The sequence below is a fragment of the Microbacterium paludicola genome (genome assembly GCF_015235415.1).
GTDB classification, from domain to species: Bacteria; Actinomycetota; Actinomycetes; order Actinomycetales; family Microbacteriaceae; genus Microbacterium; species Microbacterium paludicola.
This window is the reverse complement of the sequence record NZ_JADGLL010000053.1, coordinates 1-17,625: the sequence shown is the minus strand read 5'-3', so window position 1 is coordinate 17,625 and position 17,625 is coordinate 1. Positions and strand designations below refer to the sequence as shown.

The following is a 17,625-nucleotide window of genomic DNA, read 5'->3' as shown; positions in this document are numbered from 1 at the left end:
GGGGATGCACCGCGCCGGACCCCGCGCCGACCCCGTCGCCGAGCGATTCGGCATCGACCGCCCCCGCGACCCCGAGCGCCCCTCCCGCTCCTCCCGACCGCTGCGATGGATGGAGCGCCGCGCCCGCCACGCGGCCGGCCTCGCCCGAGGTCGCCGATGCGAGCGTCGTCGGTCGCGCGTGGGCGGGAATGGAGGTGGGGCAGGCACTGCTAACGACCTCCTCCGCGCAGTATGTCGCGTACTACGACACCGACCGGCGGCTCGTCGTCGCGCAGCGGACGATGGACGACCGCGGCTTGCCGTCCTCGCCGTGGACCTCGCAGCGCCTCGACACGACCCTGGGGTGGGACAGCCACGCGTACGCGACGCTCGCCGTCGACCGCGACGGCGCGCTGCATGTCGCCGGCAACATGCACGTCTCGCCCCTTACCTACTTCCGCAGCGACCCCGGCGGCGACGTCCGCACGCTCGAACGCGTCACGACGATGGTGGACGAGTCCATCGAGCGTCGCGTGACCTACCCCGACTTCCTCCTGCAGGACGACGGGTCGCTCCTGTTCTCGTACCGGGACGGGGACTCGACGGATGGCGCGACCTACCTCAACCGATACGACGAGGCCGAGCGCTCCTGGCGGGCGGTGACCGCGGAGCCGCTCGTGGACGGCTCCGGCGACGACGTGCCCCGGAACGCGTACGTCACCCGCCCCGTGCGGGGCCCCGACGGGTTCTTCCACGTGCTGTGGGTCTGGCGCAGGACCGGCGACGTCGCAACGAACAGCGTGCTGACCTATGCGAAGACGAAGGACTTCGAGACGTGGCGGGCGGCCGACGGCACCGCTCTCGACCTGCCCCTCACCTATCGGGAGGGCGACATCGTCGACCCGGTGCCCGAGGACGGCGGCCTGATCAACGGGGTGCAGCAGGTGGGCTTCGACGCGGAGGGGCGGCTCGTCGTCGTGTACCCGAAATTCGACGACGCGCGCAACCTCCAGCTGTGGGCGGCGACGCCCTCGGGCGGCGGATGGGACGTGCACCAGCTCACCCACTGGGACAACCCCGTGGAGCTCCGCGGCGAGGGGACGCTCGCGATGCCGATGGGCGTCGGCGAGATGCAGGCGCGCGACGACGGCACCCTCGCCATCGAGTACACCTGTCACCGGGCAGGGGGCACTCTCGTGGTCGACGACGACCTCCGCTTCGTCGCCCAGGAGCGACGGGCAGCGCCGTACCCGCGGCAGCTGCAGTCGGCGCGCGAGAGCTATCCGGGCCTGGCCGCGCGGTTCTCGCCCGACCTCGCACCCGACCGCGGCCAGAACCCGCGACACACCTACGTGCTGCGCTGGGAGAGCCTCGCCGCCAATCAGGACGAGCCGCGCGACGACTGGCCGCGCAACGGCAGCGAGCTCACCGTGGTCAGGCTGCGCTAGAGCGCGCCGAGGCGCTCTCTCGCCTGCGGGTGGAAGCGCAGAGCCTCCCGATCTGTCACGATCGTCGTCGGCGCGACGACGTCATCCCGCAGGCTGACGACGCGCGCGCCCGGGTGCAGGGCGAGGGCGAGCACATCGGCCCTCATCCGCGCGCCCCGCGCCAGCCGCGGAGAGTCGAGCTGCAGGAGCGCCACCGTCTGACCGGACGACAGGCGCGCCGCGATCCCGTCGACCGCCACGCCCTCGTCGCGGAAGTCCGCGACGACGCGCGCATCGGCCTCGATCCGCCGCACCGCTCCTCGCGGTCCCAGCAGGTCCGCCGGAGCGGAGAATGGGCGGTCGCCCCTGTCGTCCACCGGCAGGAACGGCGCCCGGCCGCGTGCGAGCTCGTCCGCGTGCCAGTGCCGGTAGGACTCGAAGTACCAGCGGCGCCGGGCGTCCATGTAGCCGCGATGGAACTCCCCCGCGCTCAGCGAGTCCCAGCGCACCCGATAGAAGATCAGGGGAACGGCGCCGACCACCGGGATCCGCCGGGCGGTCCAGGCCCGGATCCGGTCGTTGAACTCGGCATCCGCCGAGCGATTCAGCACATCCCAGTAGCCGATCTCCGCGAACACCGTGCGCCGCACCATGAGCGAGTTGAGCGCGTGCTGGGCCCACACGGGGTTGCCGTTGATCCTGCCGAACCACATGTCGTCCGAGACACGCACGGCGCTCGACATGTTCGCCACCTCATCCGGGTGCGCTTCGAGGTGGGCGACCTGCCGCTCGATCCGCCGAGGATGCGACCAGTCGTCGTCGTCGTGCACGGTGACGTACTCCCCTCGCGCATATGTCGAGACGGCGATGTTCCTGGCCAGGTACGGGCCGCCGTTCTCCGGCAGGTGCACGACCTCGATCCGGGGGTCGCGCTCGGCCCAGGCGTCGAGATCCGTCGCGGCGGCGCCGGGGGAGGCGTCGTCCATGATCAGGATCTGCAGCCGCCGATGCGACTGCGCGAGGACCGATCCGACGGCTGTCGCCAGACGCGGGCCGGGATCGTAGGTGGGGATGACGACCGTGACGAGCGGGCCGTCGTCGTCCGAGCTCGCGGCGGCACTCGAGAGGCGATCGAAGGGCTCATCTGCCCCCGGAGTGAACGCGATCGGCTCGAGCCCCTCGGACGCGAGCAAGCCGTTCACGGCGGCGAGCCAGGGGCCCGCGTCGCGCTCCGAGCGGAAGGGGTTGGCGGCGTTCGCCCGCAGCAGGTGGGGCTGAGCCCGATCGTCGCGCCCGATGTGGAGCGCCTCGATGAGCGCGTCCAGGTCGCCCACGCGCCCCGATTCGACGAGCAGCTCGAGCAGGCGGAACCGCGCCTCCTTGCCCACATCGCGCACCCCCAGGCGCTCGATCAGCCGCTGGATCAGCGCGATCGCGCGCTCGGTGTCGGAGGGATCGACGGGCTGATCGGCCAGCAGCGTCACGAGCTGCAGGAGCGCGGTCCGCTCGAATCGGCGCCGGAACGACTTCGCGGGCGTCGGCGCCGCGACCGCCGCGAGCAGGTCCTGGAGCCGATGGCGGCCGTGCGACGCGGCGAGCGCGAGGATGTCGCGTCCCTCCGGAAGGCCGTTCACCCTCAGGTAGACGAACAGGTCGTCCGCGCGGTCCACGTACGCGCGCTCCGCGTCCGAGAGGCGCCGACCGTTCGCCCTGCGCCGCAGGCGGGCGAGAAGCTCGTGAGGCACGTGGCGCATGGTGTCCATCCTTATCACGGCGGCCGGTGACCGGGAGACCGGCCCTGGCCGACATAGGATCGACTCACCGTCCACCCGTGGGCGGGCCCCGCATCCCCGTCCGAAGGCACCTTGTGGAACTGCGCCGCCTCCGAGGCCTCGCGCCGACGTCCGTCCGCCGCGCGGTGAAGCGGCTGCTTCGCTCCCCACGACGCCAGGCCGCCGACCTCCTGGCGTCGGGCGCGTTCGACGCCGCCTACTACGCGGCGGTGACGGGCGCCGCGGGCCTCACGCCGCAGCAGGCCGCCGAGCACTACGTGACGACCCGTGCGGGAACGTGGCTGAGCCCGCATCCGCTGATCGAGCTCGAATCGCTGCCGCTGCGCATCCGGCAGGCGATGGAGCACCCCGAGGGCATCGACCGGTTCCTGCGGTACCTGCGTCTGGACGCCGCGCGCCGCCACCGCTGGAGCCCGCTGTTCGATCCGCGGAACCCTGCCCTCGACGGCAAGGATCCCCTCGCGGAGCTCGCGCGCTGGCGGGACGACGACCCCGTCCCCGTCACCCCCGGGTACGTCGGCACCCCACCCACGCTCGGCGAGGCCCGCGCGGCGATCGTCGCGTTCATGCGCGAGCACCGCCATCAGTTCGAGGCGACGCTGCCGCCGCGCCGGCCGGGCTGGGACGAGAGCGAGACACGCCGCTGGATCGCGGCGATGGAGTCGAGGGCGCTCGACACCGCGGACACGCTCGTCTCGGTCGTCATGCCGGCTCTGAACCGCGCCGACACGATCCGCGCCGCCGTGGACTCGGTGCTCGCGCAGACTCACGGGAACCTCGAGCTGATCGTCATCGACGACGGCTCCACGGACGCCACGCCGGACATCGTCCGCGAGTACGCGCGCCGGGATGACCGGGTCCGCCTCGTCACGGGGCCGCATGCGGGCGTCGGCGCGGCGCGCAACCTCGGCATCGAGCACGCGACGGGAGAGTTCGTCGCCTTCCTCGACAGCGACAACACCTGGGTCCCCCGCTTTGTCGAGCTGTCGCTCGCCGGTCTGGCGGCCGCGCCCGAGGCCGTGGCGAGCCACGCCGGCGCCCGGCTGCACGCCGGTGACGGCGAGGTCGCCTACCGCGGCGGCCCCGTGCAGTGGGACGACCTCCAGCTCGGCAACTCGATCGACATCAACATCATCGTCGTCCGGGCGTCGGCGCTGCGCGCCGTCGGACCGTTCGATCCCGCGATCCGGCGCTGGGTCGACTACGACCTCGTCCTGCGCCTCGCGGCAGCGGGCCCCCTCGAGTACCTCCCCTTCGTCGGCTGCGACTACGACGACCGGCCCGCCGAGGGACGCATCACGCAACGGGAGTCGCTCCACTGGCAGTGGGCGGTGCGCGAGCGCAATCTCGTGGACTGGCGGGCCGCCTCCGACGGCCTCATCGCCCGGACGGCCGGCCGCGTCAGCGTCATCATCGTCGTGGCCGACAAGGCCAAGAGCAGCGCGCACACGATCCTCCGCCTGCTCGAGGGCGGCCCGGAGGACCTCGAGGTGCTCGTCATCGACAACGGATCGCCAGCCGCCGTGGGCCGCGCGCTCACCGCGGAGTTCCTGTCGGAGCCGCGGGTGCGATACCTGCGGCTGCCCACGAACAACAACTTCGCGCTCGCGGCTAACTACGGCGCCAGCCAGTCGACGGGCGAGCACCTCGTCTTCGTCGACAGCGACGCGGATCCGCGCGACGGCTGGGTCGGTGCGCTGCTGCACCGGAAGGCCGAGACCGGGGCGCTCGGGGTGCAGGCTCTGCTGACGAACGACGACGGCACCGTGCAGAACGCGGGGTACGGGTTCTTCCAGGAGGGCACCCGCCCGTCCGCGCTGCTCGCCGGGCTCCCCTTGCGCGACGCGGAGCGCGCCGACCTGACCGGGCTCACGGCGGTCAGCGCCAGCGCCCTCCTCCTCGACGCGCGTGAGTTCGTGGCGCTTCGCGGCTTCGACGCGCTTTACGCGAACGGCTTCGAGGACCTCGACCTGTGCCTGCGCGCCCGGGAGCGGTTCGGCGATGGCGCGCACTTCGCCTGCGCCGCGGACGCCGTCGTCGTGCACGCCCCGGACACGTCGGAGCAGCGCCGCCGGCGCGATCCCGAGAACCAGCGGCTGTTCGCGTCGCGATGGGGCGAGAGCACGTTCCCCGACGACGCCTGGCGGTATGACGCCATCGGCCTGCGCGTGGCCGGCCTCGAGGACTCGGGCGACGGCCCCCTCCCGCACGTCGTGCCGGCCCGCGCGATCGCCCCGACCACGCACGGCGGCGGCTCCCCGGCGCTGCGCTGGGCCATCAAGACCGGCGTGCCGAACACGCGCGGCGGGGACCTGTGGGGCGACCTGCCCTTCGCCGACAGCCTCGCCCGGTCTCTCGAGAAGCGCGGCCAGCAGGTGGTGGTGGACAGGTACCCCGCGCGCGGCCGGGCAACCTCGCCGCTCGACGACGTCGTCCTCGCCATCCGAGGTCGCCATCCGCTCGAACCGCAGCCGGGGGCGGTGAACATCCTGTGGGTCATCAGCCGGCCGGGCGAGGTCACCCGGCAGGAGCTCGCCGGCTTCGACGCGGTGTTCGCGGCGTCGGCCACCTGGGCGTCCTGGATGTCGCAGGAGTCGGGGCGTCGAGTCGAGGTGCTGCTGCAGGCGACGGACCCCGAGCGGTTCCACCCCGACGTCGCCGCGGCACCCGGCCGCGAGGACGTGCTCTTCGTGGGGGGCGCGCGGCCGATCGAGTTCGGCCGCGCGATCGTCGGAAGCGCCCTGCGCGCCGGCGCGGCCCTCGCCCTGTGGGGACCGGGATGGGACCGGATCGCGCCGGAGTGCGCCCGCGGCGCGGCTCTGGGCCCTCACGAGGCGCCGAGCGCATACCGCTCCGCCGAGATCGTGCTCAACGACCACTTCGCCGACATGGCCGAGTGGGGATTCGTGAACAACCGCACCTTCGACGTGATCGCCTGCGCGACGCCGATGATCTCCGACCCCGTCGCGGGCCTCGAGCTGTTCGGCGGCGCCGTGGCCACGGCGAGCTCGGACGAGGAGATGAAGAAGCTGCTGACTGACCGCAGCTGGCGCCCCTCACCGGAGCGGATGCGGGAACTGTCGGCGATGGTACGTGCGGAGCACTCCTTCGACGCGCGGGCGGCTACGCTGCTCGAGACCGCGCTGTCGCTCTGGCACGGGGACGACGGGACCGGGGAGCCCGCCGGATCCGGGGAGCGCGCGAGCTGAGGTGAAGCCGCGCGCGGGTGGCGCCCGCATAGGCTAGCGACGTCTCACGTCGTGAGGCATCCGCACATCACCCCGCTGTGAGGCACATGAACCCGCTCGAGTCGCTCAAGAAGCTCCCCGGCGCGCGCACCGTCATCCGCGAAGTGAAGAAGACGGAGCTCGGGCGCCGCACCGTCGCACAGGCCGCCGGCGCGATCCGATCGCTGGGGAAGAGACGCGACGCCTATGGCGTCGATCTCGACGACGTGCTGCCGTCGCGCCATCAGGACTTCCAGATCCTGCGCACCGCCTGGCGCGATCTGGGCCCGACGGACGAGCTGCTCGCCCAGGCGCGCGCGCTCGCGGGGAACACGCTCGCGCGGAACGCGCTGCATCCGGCGTCGTGGCTCGTGTACGCGGCGGCGCTGCTGGAGGCCGGCGACGCGCGCACGGCGGAGCTCGTCCTCCGCCGCTACGCCGCCCGGTTCGGCCCCGAGCGCATCGCCGAGCTGCTCCCCCTCGCGCCGTTCGCCCGCGGCCTCGGCCTGCGATCGCCGCAGATCGACCGAGCCGCCGGCGCGGCCGATGCGCTGTTCGCGTCGCCGCCTGCTCGCCGCTTCGCGGAGCTCGTCGCCGGCAAGACGATCGCCGTCGTCGGGAACGGCCCCGGGAACGTCGGCACCGCCCGGGGCGCGGAGATCGATGCGCACGACATCGTCGTGCGCTTCAACAACTACCCCGACGACCACCAGGACGACTACGGTGCGCGCACCGACATCTGGGTGCGGGGCGCCCACCGCGACGTCCGCGATCGCCACGACATCCACCGGTACGAGATGGTGCTGTGGGAGATGGACCTGCGGCGCAACCTGCTCGAGCACCCCTCGCATCTCGAGATCCTCGCGCGCGACGCGCTGTTCTCCCCCGGGACCGTCGGGTGGATCGACACCGAGACCAAGCGCACGCTGCGTGACGCCTCGGGGCTCGCGCTTCCGACAAGCGGCGCGCAGGTGCTGTGGATGCTCTACCGCGCCCGCGGCGAAAGCCTCGAGGGTGTCGACGTCTACGGCTTCTCGAGCATCGACCGCCACCCCGACCACGGGCACTACTTCGACGCGCTCGGCGACGTGGGCACGCGGCACGACGTGGACGGCGAGGGGGCGTTCCTGCGCGGGCTGCTCGGCATGGCCGACCCGGTCGATCGTACCGGCGTGACGGTCTTCAGCTGCGCATACCGCGACTACGACCCGGCACGCGGGCGCACGGGCGGTCCCGCCGGGGTGCTCGCCACGCAGCGACTCGCCCTCGGCTCCGAGCACCGCGGTCACGCGCTGCGCTACGTGTTCGACGAGGGCGACAAGGGCGCGCTCAAGCACGACCTGCCGCACCTCACGGCGGGGCTCAGCGGCAAGCCGGTCGACCTCGTGCTCGGCGCCGAGTACGTCCGCACGCACCCCGAGATCGCTGCGGCGATCGCCGAGGGCCGCCGCGTGCTGATGGTCTGCCACGATCTCGGCAGCGCGCTCGGCGCCTGGCAGCTGGGCGTGCCGTACGTCATCGTGTACCACCAGCAGGGGAGCACCCTGCAGGAGATGCGCTCGATCGGGCGCACACCCACGGCACACGAGATCGCGGTGACGACCCGTCTCGAGGAGCTCATCTGCACCGGTGCCGAGCGCATGTACTTCCCCAGCCGCGGCGCGCGCGCGGCGTTCGAGGCCACGGCGGACCCGGCGCTCGCCGCCAAGGTGCGCTATGCCGACGAGCCCCTGTACAACACCCTGTCTGCCGTCGACCACCAGAACCCCGCGGACGACGGGAGGCTTATCGCGGAGCTGACGAAGAAGCTCGACCTGCCCGAGAAGGCCGACGACCTCGACGTCTTCATGAGCGTCGGCGACTGGAATGGCGACAAGGGCCTCGATCGCGTTCCCGCGCTTCTCAGCGCCTACGTCGAGCGCACCGGACGGCGCGTGCTCTGGATCGCGGTGGGCTCGGCGATCGATCCGGCGCGGTTCGTGGCGGCGCAGGAGGCCTCGCGCCGGTGGCCGTTCGCGTCCCGCCTCATCGGGCGACGCATGACCCACGACCGGCTGCTGGCGCTGCTCGGCTACTCCGACATCTACGTGATGATGCACCGCAGCTCGATCTTCGACCTCGCCACGCTCGAGGCCATGCGCGCCGGCAAGGGCCTGGTGCTCACCCCGATCGGCGGCAATCCCGAGGTCGACCTCGAGGACAACGTGGAGTTCGTCACGGATGACTCCATCGCCGAGGCGGCGGCCGCCATCGCCGGCCGCGACCGCACGGAGTGGGGCGAGCGGAACCGCCGGGTGTTCGAGCACCACTTCTCGCTGGATCACTTCGCGGAGCGCTATCGGGCGATGATCGACACCCATGTTCTGGCCCTCGAGGACGCACAGGAGCACGCATGACCGACGTGACGAGCGGCCCCGAGACCGTTGCCATCATCCCGGCGCGCGGCGGGTCGAAGGGCGTGCCGCGCAAGAACGTGCTGCCCGTCGCCGGGGTGCCGATCGTCGCGCGCGCCGTGGGCGCGGCGCGGCGGGCCGGGGTGCCGCGCGTGTTCGTCTCGACCGACGACGCCGAGATCGCCGCCGCGGCGCGGGCGGCCGGGGCCGAGGTGGTCGACCGGCCCGCCGACATCGCCGGCGACACCGCGACGTCCGAGAGCGCCGTGCTGCACGCGATGGGCGAGATCGAGCGCCGCGGCATCGCCATCGGCACCGTGGCGTTCCTGCAGGCGACCTCGCCGTTCATCCCTAGCGACGCCCTGGCCGAGGGCGTGCGGATGGTGGCGGACGGCGCCTACGACAGCGCGTTCTCGGCCTATGAGACGTACGGCTTCCTCTGGGCTCGCGGCGCCGACGGCGGCGCCACCGCGGTGAACCACGATGCCTCCTTCCGGCCGCGCCGGCAGGATCGCGAGCCGCACTACATGGAGACCGGCGCGTTCTACGTGTTCGACGCCGCCGGCTTCCGCCAGGCGAAGCATCGCTTCTTCGGGCGCATCGGCATCGTGGAGGTGCCCGAGAACTCGGCGATCGAGATCGACAACCTCTTCGAGTTCGAGATGGCCGGTGCGCTCGCCCACCTTCTCGGGCAACCCGAGGTCATCCCCGTCGACGCGATCGTGACCGACTTCGACGGCGTGCACACCGACGACGCGGTGCACGTCGACACGGCCGGCAACGAGAGCGTGCGCGTGCTGCGCGGCGACGGCATGGGGGTGTCGCTGCTGCGCAAGGCGGGCATCCCGCTGCTGATCCTGTCGACCGAGACCAACGGCGTGGTGCGCGCTCGCGCCGACAAGCTGCGCGTGCCCGTGATCCATGGCCTGGATGACAAGGCGACCGCGCTGCGCGAATGGGCGCAGCAGAACGGCGTGAACCTGTCGCGCACCGCCTACGTCGGCAACGACGTGAACGACCTCGAGGCCATGGCCCTGGTCGGCTGGCCCATCGCGGTCGCTGACGCGCGACCCGAAGTCCGCGCGGCCGCTCGCGTCGTGCTCAGCCGCGCCGGCGGACAGGGCGCGGTGCGAGAGGTGATCGACCGGGTTCTCGCCGCGCGGGACTGAGACCACGCGCCCCCGGGCGTGCTACTCGCTCGGGGCGCTTGAGGAATCGGTTACCGTGCCGTCGTTCGGATCGGTGCCCGCGTCACCGTTCGTGTCACCGCCCGTCTCACCGCTTGTGTCACCAGTCCCGGGGTCCTGGGTGGGAGTCACGGTCCCACCACCGGTTCCCCCCTGGGCGGCCTGCTCGGCGGCGATGCGCGCCTGATCCGCTGCCCACGCCCGCGCCTCGGCGTCGCGCGCCGCGGCCTGGGCGGCAACCAGTTCCGCCTCGAGCTGGGCGGCGCGTGCCTCGGTCTCCTCCAGCTGCTGGGCGGCCTTCTCCTCGGCCTCCTTGGTCGCCTTCTCCACGGCGCGCCGCAGCTCCCGCTCGTGGGCGGCCGCGATCGCGGCCTGGCTCTCGGCCTCGGCGCGCACGCTGCGGATCACCGCTCGCGAGGCCTCATTTCCCACGTTCACGATCATCTTGCCGGCGCGCTCGATCGCGAGCTTGGCCGACTGCTCGGCTGCCGCAGCGCTCTCCGCGACGCCGGTGGCGATGTTGAGTCCGGCGATGCCTCCGGACACGATCAGCACGAGACCCGCGGCGATGGCGCGCAGCGGCACACGCCACCGGCGCCGCACTTCACGCTCTTCTGGTTCGATCACAGGACACACCTCCTCCGCGACTAGGATAGGCCACGTCTTTTCGCGACGGCTGGGCGGCCCGCAGGTCGTTCCCGGGCGACCGGCGGAGCACGTGTATCGTGCGACGGGTCCGAGGAGACGCCGGGGACGTCGAGCGTCCCGCGAGCGCCCGTGCCCGCCGGCACGACACGAAACAGAAGGTGAGCAATGTCGACCGAGAAGGTTGTCATCGGAGACCACACGATCGGTGACGGTTCGCCGGTGTACGTGATCGCGGAGATCGGGCTGAACCACAACGGCGACGTCGAGAACGCGAAGAAGCTCATCGATGTGGCGGTGTCGGCCGGCGCGCAGGCCGTGAAGTTCCAGAAGCGCACGCCCGAGATCGCCACCCCCGAGCACATGAAGCAGACCCCGCGCGAGACGCCGTGGGGCACCATGACCTACCTCGAGTACCGCTACCGCGTGGAGTTCGAGAAGCCCGAATACACCGAGATCGCGGCCTACGCCAAGGAGAAGGGCGTCGACTGGTTCGCCTCTCCGTGGGACGAGCCCTCGGTCGACTTCCTCGAGGAGATGGGCGTCACGACGCACAAGGTCGCGTCGGCCTCGGTCACCGACCTCGGCATGCTGCGCAAGCTCGAGGCCACGGGCAAGCCGATCATCCTGTCGACGGGCATGTCGACGATCGAGCAGATCGACACGGCCGTGGAGATCCTCGGCACGGACCGGCTGGTGCTCATGCACGCGACCAGCACCTACCCGCTTCCCCCCGAGGAGGCGAACCTGCGCACGATCAACACGCTCAAGGAGCGCTACCAGGTGCCCGTCGGCTACTCGGGGCACGAGCCCGGGCTGCAGATCTCGATCGCCGCGGTCGCCCTGGGGGCGGTCGCCGTCGAGCGGCACATCACGCTCGACCGCACCATGTGGGGCAGCGACCACGCCGCCAGCCTCGAGCCGCACGGCTTCTCGAACCTCGTGCGCGACATCCGCGTGATCGAGAAGGCCCTGGGCGACGGCGTCAAGCGCGTCTTCCCGGGCGAGCTCGCGCCCCTCAGCAAGCTGCGGCGGGTGGACGGCTGATCACTCGGATCGACGACGCCGCGGAGCAGCGCCTGCTGTGGTGCCTGCTCCCGGAGTTCGACATCCAGTTCTCGCGGCCCCGCTCGCGTCGGCGCCTGAGCGCCCGGGCCGCGTCGCTGGTGGTGCCCGAGTCGCTGCGGCCGTATGTGCCGTCGCGCGAGCGCGACGCGCTCGGCGGCCTGGTGGTCACGCGCTCGCCGAACGAGGAGCGCGCGCTCGCCCCGATCGTGGGCGCGACGCCGGAGCTGCGGCAAGCCTCCGGATCGCGCGTCGCCGGTCTCTCGTCCCGTGACGACGCGGTCGAGGCCGTCAAGCGCCGCATCGACGCGTTCCTCGCGCGGCACGACCGCCCCGAGCTGCGCGCCTCCTGGCGACATGCGGCGAACGCGACCCAGCACGAGCTGCGGCGCCTCGAGACGGTCGACCTCTCCGGCCATCGCTTCGTGCTGCTCGCACGGCAGACGCACCCGCTGCTGCGCGCGCTGATCCTTCGGGCCGAGCAGCAGGGCGTGCCGGTGGTCTACGTGCCGCACTCCCCGTTGACGGATTTCCAGGTGGACCTGCCGGTCTCGCACGCGGCGCTGCGCGGCAACGCGGAACGCGAGTGGGTGGCGTCGAGGACAGGGGCCGACCCGCGGCGCATCGCCGTCGTGGGCAATCCCAGCACCGACATCACGCACCTAGCCGCTCCGCCGCCGGCGCAGTCGCTGCTGCCGGGCGTGTTCGCGGTGTCCCCCGACCCCGAGCCGGCGCTGCGGCGCATGTTCGAACTGATGACGAAGGCGGGGCTCGACGACGTGCTCGTCGCGCCGCACCCCCGCTCGGACATCGCCATGCTCGAGCGGCTGCTGCCGCCGCGCTGGGCGCTGCACCGCAACGAGCTGACCGTCGAGCTGCTGCGCCGCGGGCCGCGCTGGGTGATCCAGTCGTCGAGCGGCGTCGCGTGGGAGTCGGCCGTGCTCGGCATCCCCACCGCCGACGTCCGGATCGACGACCACCCTCCCGCCTACCCGTTCCTGTCGGACGAGCGCGTGTTCCCCGCGCTGCGCACGCCCGACGACGTGCGCGCGTTCGTGGCGAACGCCGAGCACACCGATCGCGAGCGCCTCGTCACGCTCGCGCGCCGCTGGTGCGCGACGGACGGAGAGGCGTCCATCCGGCGCGTCACGGCACTGCTCGCGGGGCCGCTCGAGCCCGCTCCGCGCATCGTCGATGCGTGGGCGCCCGGCGGCGTGCTGCACCGGTCCTCGGCGCTCGCCGAGCTCTGAGGTCAGCCCCGCGCGCCGACCGGCGCGTCGGCCTGTGCCACGAAGGCGCGGATCCGGCTCGTGAACGCGTCGGTGTCGAACATCGCCGCGCGGGATCGGCAGTCGGCGGGGGTCGCACGGAGCGCCGTCTCCAGCGCGCTGCGGATGTCGAGCGGAGACTCCCAATCGTGCACGTGCGCTCCCGTGACGCCGTCCACGACCGACTCGGCGACGCCGCCGTACGCGCTCGCCAGCACGGGCGTGCCCGATGCCATCGCCTCGACCGCCACGATGCCGAAGTCCTCGATCGCGGGAAAGACGAGCGCCGCCGCCTTTCGGTAGACCGCATGCAGCAGAGCCGACGACGGGTGGTGCAGGAACGTGACCTGTGCGCTCGAGCGGGCGGCGAGCTCGCGCAGGCGCGCCTCGTCGGGGCCCCGGCCGGCGATCACGACCGGGCGACCTGTCGCCTCGCCCGTGGTGATCGCCGCGTCGAGCCGCTTGTACGAGACCCAGCGCGACACCGCCAGCAGGAAGCCCTCCGGCAACGCGTCGAGCACGCGCTGGTCCCGCGCGTTCAGGGTGGGCTCCGTGGCGAACGCCCGCGTGTGCACGGGCGGGTGGATCACGGTCGCCTCGCGCTCCCAGGTGGTCGCGATGCGGTCGGCGACGAACTGACTGTTGGCCGCGATGGCGGTGGCCTCCTGGGCGCGACGGCGATCCATCGGTTTGAAGGCCGACGCCGCGATCCTCACCGGAAGCCGCGCGCCGCGGCGATCGAGCTCGGGCGTCCAGATGTAGCGCGCGGGCGTGTGCGCGTACACGTACTTCGGCAGGTCGGCGGCAGCGCCGCGGAAGCGGGCGTGGTGCGCGAACAGGTGACTGCTCACGAGCATCCAGTCGGCACGGATCTCGGGCAGCGCGCGCCACACGGCGGGCATGAAGGGCAGAGCGGCGATCTTGCTGCGCCGCAGCGGGGTACGGGCGAGCACGGTCTCGGCGACTCCCGGGAACCGGCCGTCGGAGTCATCCCAGAGCGCCCAGGACTGCGCGTCGGGGAAGGCCTCGCGCATGGCCTCGAAGACGTTCTCGGCACCGCCGGAGCGCTCCAGCCACTCGTGCACGATCACGCCTGTCAAGCCGCGCTCCTCCTCGCCTCAGGCCTCCGAGTCTACGCGCGGCGGGTTCCGCGCCCGGCTTTCGCCGATCGCGCGTTCCGTTCCCGCGATCTTCGACGGTTAAACCTCGACTCCATCGTCTGCAGCCTCCAGCTGGGACCTTCGTCGGCATCCGCCGACGAAGGTCCCAGCCACGAATAGGCTCCCCGGGCTACCCCTGGGCGCCGAATCGTCGCACGTGTCAGAGCCCGTTCGCGACGTACTCCGCGAGGCGCTGGCCTGCATCGGCGGACGCGAACCCAGCGGCCTCGATCTTAGCGAGATCGAGGACGCTGTAGCCGGGGCGCGGTGCGATTCCCGTCTTGCCTGAGTAGTACTCGTCGGTGCTCACGGGCGTGACCCGCGCGGGATCGTGTCCCGTGAGCTCGAACACCCGGGCGGCGATCTGCGCCCACGAGCGGGGCTCCCCGGAGCCGGTGAGGTTGTAGACACCGAATGGGGCTGCGCTCTCCAGCAGGTGCCGGATACCGCGGGCGATGTCCTGCGTGAAGGTCAGGCGACCGACCTGGTCATCCACCACCGAGGGGTCGATGCCCCGTTCGGCGAGGGACGCCATGGTGCGCACGAAGTTGCCGCCCTCGCCGATCACCCAGGACGTGCGGACGATGTAGTGACGGGAAACCGCGCTGACGATGGCGTCGCCGGCGGCCTTGGTCTGGCCATACACCCCGAGCGGGCACAACGGGTCGTCCTCGCGGTAGGGGCGGTCGGCCGTGCCGTCGAAGACGTAGTCGCTGGAGACGTGGACGAGCGTGAGGCGGTAGCTGCTCGCGACCCGCGCCAGCGCGGCGACGCCCGTGACGTTCGCGGCCCACGCATCGGCGCGGCCCTCCGGCGTCTCGGCGGCGTCGACCGCTGTGTGCGCGGCCGCGTTGATGATGGTGCCGTAGTCGCCCCACCGGCGTGCGGTCTCAAGACCGGGGGCCGTGATGTCGAGGTCGGCGCGCGTCGCGTACTCGATGTGAGGTGCCTCACCGAGCTCCGCCCGCAGTGCCCGCCCGAGCTGGCCGTTGGCGCCGAGCACGAGAGTGCGGCGCGGCGGCACGGGCTGTGCGTCGGCCAGTCGGGGATGCGCGCGGTCCTTGTCGGAGATCTCCGCCTCATCCAGCGGGATCGGCCAGGGGATGCGCACGGTCTCGTCGGCGAGGTTCACGAACGAGTAGCTGGCGTCGGGCGACCAGTGGTCGTTGACGAGGTAGGTGTAGGCGGTGCCGGCCTCGAGCGTCTGGAAGCCGTTGGCGACGCCGCGCGGCACGAAGATCGCCTTCGACGGATCGATCTCGGCGGTGAACACCGTGCCGAATCCCGGTCCCTCGCGCAGGTCGACCCAGGCTCCGAACACCCGGCCGGTGGCGACCGAGACCCACTTGTCCCACGGCTCGGCGTGCAGACCACGCGTGACGCCCACCTCGGCGTTGAACGAGACGTTGTTCTGCACGGGCCCGAAGTCGGGCAGACCGAGCGCGGTCATCTTCTCGCGCTGCCAGTTCTCCTTGAACCAGCCGCGTGCGTCGCCGTGCACGGGCAGGTCGAACAGCACCATCCCGTCGATCGGGGTCGGCGTGACCCCGAGCTGCTTGCCGAGCTCCGTCACTACTGCCCCTTCGACGCGTAGAACGCCTCGACGCCGTCCTTGACCGGCGCCCACCAGGCCTCGTTGTCGCGGTACCACTCGATCGTCGCCGCCAGGCCCGAGCGGAAGTCGCGGTAGCGCGGCTGCCAGCCCAGCTCGGTGCGCAGCTTGGTGGAGTCGATCGCGTAGCGCAGGTCGTGACCGGGGCGGTCGGCGACGAGGTCGTACGCGTCGCGCGGCTGCCCCATCAGCTCGAGGATCAGCTCGACGACGTCCTTGTTGTTCTGCTCGCCGTCGGCGCCGATCAGGTACGTCTGCCCGATCTCGCCCTTGTCGAGGATCGTGAGCACCGCGGACGAGTGGTCGTCGGCGTGGATCCAGTCGCGCACGTTCTCGCCCGTGCCGTACAGCTTCGGGCGGATGCCGCGGATCACGTTGGTGATCTGACGCGGGATGAACTTCTCGACGTGCTGGTACGGGCCGTAGTTGTTGGAGCAGTTGCTGATCGTCGCGCGCACGCCGAACGAGCGCACCCAGGCGCGCACGAGCAGGTCGGAGCCGGCCTTGGTCGACGAGTACGGCGACGACGGGTTGTACGGCGTGCTCTCCGTGAACCGCTCCGGGTCGTCGAGCTCCAGATCGCCGTAGACCTCGTCGGTGGAGATGTGGTGGAAGCGCACGTCGTGGCGGCGCGCGGCCTCGAGCAGCGTGTACGTGCCGACGATGTTCGTGTCGAGGAACGGACGCGGGTCGTTGAGCGAGTTGTCGTTGTGCGACTCGGCCGCGTAGTGCACGACCGCGTCGACCTCCCGGAACAGCCGGTCGACCAGCTCGGCGTCGGCGATGTCGCCCTGCACGAACGTCACCCGGTCGTCGGGGAGGCCGTCGAGGGACGCGCGGTTGCCGGCGTACGTGAGCTTGTCGAGCACGGTCACGTGGTGATCCGTGTGCTCCACGACGTGGTGCACGAAATTCGACCCGATGAACCCGGCGCCGCCGGTGACCAGAAGACGACCCATCAGTGCCCACGCTCCAGAACCTCGAGGAGGTACGAACCGTACCCCGACTTCACCAGCTTGCCCGCGCGTTCCCGAAGCTCCGCGTCGGACAGGAATCCCTGCCGCCACGCCACTTCCTCGGGGGCGCCGATCTTCATGCCCGTGCGGCGCTCCATCGTGCGCACGTACTCGGCCGCATCGGTCATGTCGTCCACCGTGCCCGTGTCGAGCCACGCCGTGCCGCGCGGCAGCACCTCGACCGAGAGCTTGCCGCGCTCCAGGTAGGCGCGGTTGACATCCGTGATCTCGTACTCGCCGCGCGCGGATGGCTTCAGTCCGCGTGCGATCTCGACCACGTCGTTGTCGTAGAAGTACAGGCCGGGAACGGCGTAGTTCGACCTCGGCTCGGCGGGCTTCTCGGCCAGGGAGATCGCCTTGCCGGTCTCGTCGAACTCCACCACGCCGTACGCGGTCGGGTTCGCGACCCAATAGGCGAAGACGGCACCACCGTCGACGTCGGCGTACCGCGTGAGCTGGCTGCCGAGCCCCGGCCCGTAGAGCAGGTTATCGCCCAGCACGAGAGCGACCTTGTCGTCGCCGATGAAGTCGGCGCCGATCGTGAACGCCTGCGCGAGCCCGTCGGGCGACGGCTGCTGCGCGAAGGTGAGATTCACTCCGAACTGCGAGCCGTCACCGAGCAGACGCTCGAAGGCCGCCGCATCGTGCGGAGTGGTGATGATCAGGATGTCCCGGATCCCCGCCATCATGAGCGTGGAGAGCGGGTAGTAGATCATCGGCTTGTCGGGCTCTTCGGACATCCGGTGGGGGTCATGGGGTGAGTCCGCCGGCGGCGAGGAGCATGCGGAGCCGGTAGTTGTGCCGGTTGCGGTAGCCGCGGGCGAGGCGGCGGTGGAGCTCGATGATCCCGTTC

Annotated in this window: 12 protein-coding genes; 6 read left to right on the top strand and 6 right to left on the bottom strand. The window is 71.7% G+C overall.

The window, feature by feature from the left end:
• Positions 1-1,427: BNR repeat-containing protein (locus IR155_RS14295; RefSeq protein WP_194210346.1), on the top strand; the 1,427-nt coding region annotated here is incomplete at its 5' end.
• On the opposite strand, the gene IR155_RS14290 is transcribed toward IR155_RS14295, so the two are convergent.
• Positions 1,424-3,160 carry a glycosyltransferase family 2 protein gene (locus IR155_RS14290; protein WP_167760809.1) on the bottom strand — a complete coding sequence of 579 codons (1,737 nt, stop codon included), beginning with the start codon at positions 3,158-3,160 and terminating at the stop codon, positions 1,424-1,426. The genes IR155_RS14295 and IR155_RS14290 overlap by 4 nt on opposite strands.
• Before the next feature lie 113 nt (positions 3,161-3,273).
• Here IR155_RS14290 and IR155_RS14285 point away from each other — a divergent pair, with 113 nt between their 5' ends.
• The 3 genes from IR155_RS14285 to IR155_RS14275 all read left to right on the top strand — a co-directional run bounded on the left by IR155_RS14285 (position 3,274) and on the right by IR155_RS14275 (position 9,988).
• Positions 3,274-6,408: a glycosyltransferase gene (locus IR155_RS14285; RefSeq protein ID WP_135115473.1), complete on the top strand. Its 3,135-nt coding sequence runs from the start codon at positions 3,274-3,276 to the stop codon at positions 6,406-6,408.
• Between the two features lie 86 nt (positions 6,409-6,494).
• On the top strand, positions 6,495-8,822 hold the full coding sequence (locus tag IR155_RS14280) for a glycosyltransferase family 29 protein (protein ID WP_228067303.1): 2,328 nt from the start codon (positions 6,495-6,497) through the stop codon (positions 8,820-8,822).
• Positions 8,819-9,988, top strand: coding sequence for an acylneuraminate cytidylyltransferase (locus IR155_RS14275; RefSeq protein WP_135115471.1), 1,170 nt, complete (start codon positions 8,819-8,821; stop codon positions 9,986-9,988). Before IR155_RS14280 ends, IR155_RS14275 begins: the two co-directional genes overlap by 4 nt.
• 21 nt (positions 9,989-10,009) lie before the next feature.
• On the opposite strand, the gene IR155_RS14270 is transcribed toward IR155_RS14275, so the two are convergent.
• Positions 10,010-10,633, bottom strand: a complete 624-nt coding sequence (locus tag IR155_RS14270) for a hypothetical protein (protein ID WP_135115470.1) — start codon at positions 10,631-10,633, stop codon at positions 10,010-10,012.
• Positions 10,634-10,819: 186 nt separating this feature from the next.
• On the opposite strand from IR155_RS14270, the gene IR155_RS14265 reads away from it, so the two are divergent.
• Both IR155_RS14265 and IR155_RS14260 read left to right on the top strand, forming a co-directional pair.
• Positions 10,820-11,698: an N-acetylneuraminate synthase family protein gene (locus IR155_RS14265; RefSeq protein WP_135115469.1), complete on the top strand. Its 879-nt coding sequence runs from the start codon at positions 10,820-10,822 to the stop codon at positions 11,696-11,698.
• A 119-nt stretch (positions 11,699-11,817) separates the two neighbouring features.
• Positions 11,818-12,966, top strand: coding sequence for a glycosyltransferase family protein (locus IR155_RS14260; protein ID WP_135115468.1), 1,149 nt, complete (start codon positions 11,818-11,820; stop codon positions 12,964-12,966).
• 2 nt (positions 12,967-12,968) lie between these two features.
• Here the strand turns inward: IR155_RS14260 and IR155_RS14255 are convergent, their stop codons facing one another.
• The 4 genes from IR155_RS14255 to rfbA all read right to left on the bottom strand — a co-directional run bounded on the left by IR155_RS14255 (position 12,969) and on the right by rfbA (position 17,512).
• Positions 12,969-14,075: a glycosyltransferase gene (locus IR155_RS14255; RefSeq protein ID WP_233441218.1), complete on the bottom strand. Its 1,107-nt coding sequence runs from the start codon at positions 14,073-14,075 to the stop codon at positions 12,969-12,971.
• Positions 14,076-14,304: 229 nt separating this feature from the next.
• Positions 14,305-15,666, bottom strand: coding sequence for a sugar nucleotide-binding protein (locus IR155_RS14250; RefSeq protein ID WP_135115475.1), 1,362 nt, complete (start codon positions 15,664-15,666; stop codon positions 14,305-14,307).
• A 50-nt stretch (positions 15,667-15,716) separates the two neighbouring features.
• Positions 15,717-16,715 carry a dTDP-glucose 4,6-dehydratase gene (gene rfbB, locus IR155_RS14245; RefSeq protein ID WP_135115466.1) on the bottom strand — a complete coding sequence of 333 codons (999 nt, stop codon included), beginning with the start codon at positions 16,713-16,715 and terminating at the stop codon, positions 15,717-15,719.
• Positions 16,715-17,512 carry a glucose-1-phosphate thymidylyltransferase RfbA gene (gene rfbA, locus IR155_RS14240; RefSeq protein WP_135115465.1) on the bottom strand — a complete coding sequence of 266 codons (798 nt, stop codon included), beginning with the start codon at positions 17,510-17,512 and terminating at the stop codon, positions 16,715-16,717. Before rfbA ends, rfbB begins: the two co-directional genes overlap by 1 nt.
• Positions 17,513-17,625: the final 113 nt, after the last annotated feature.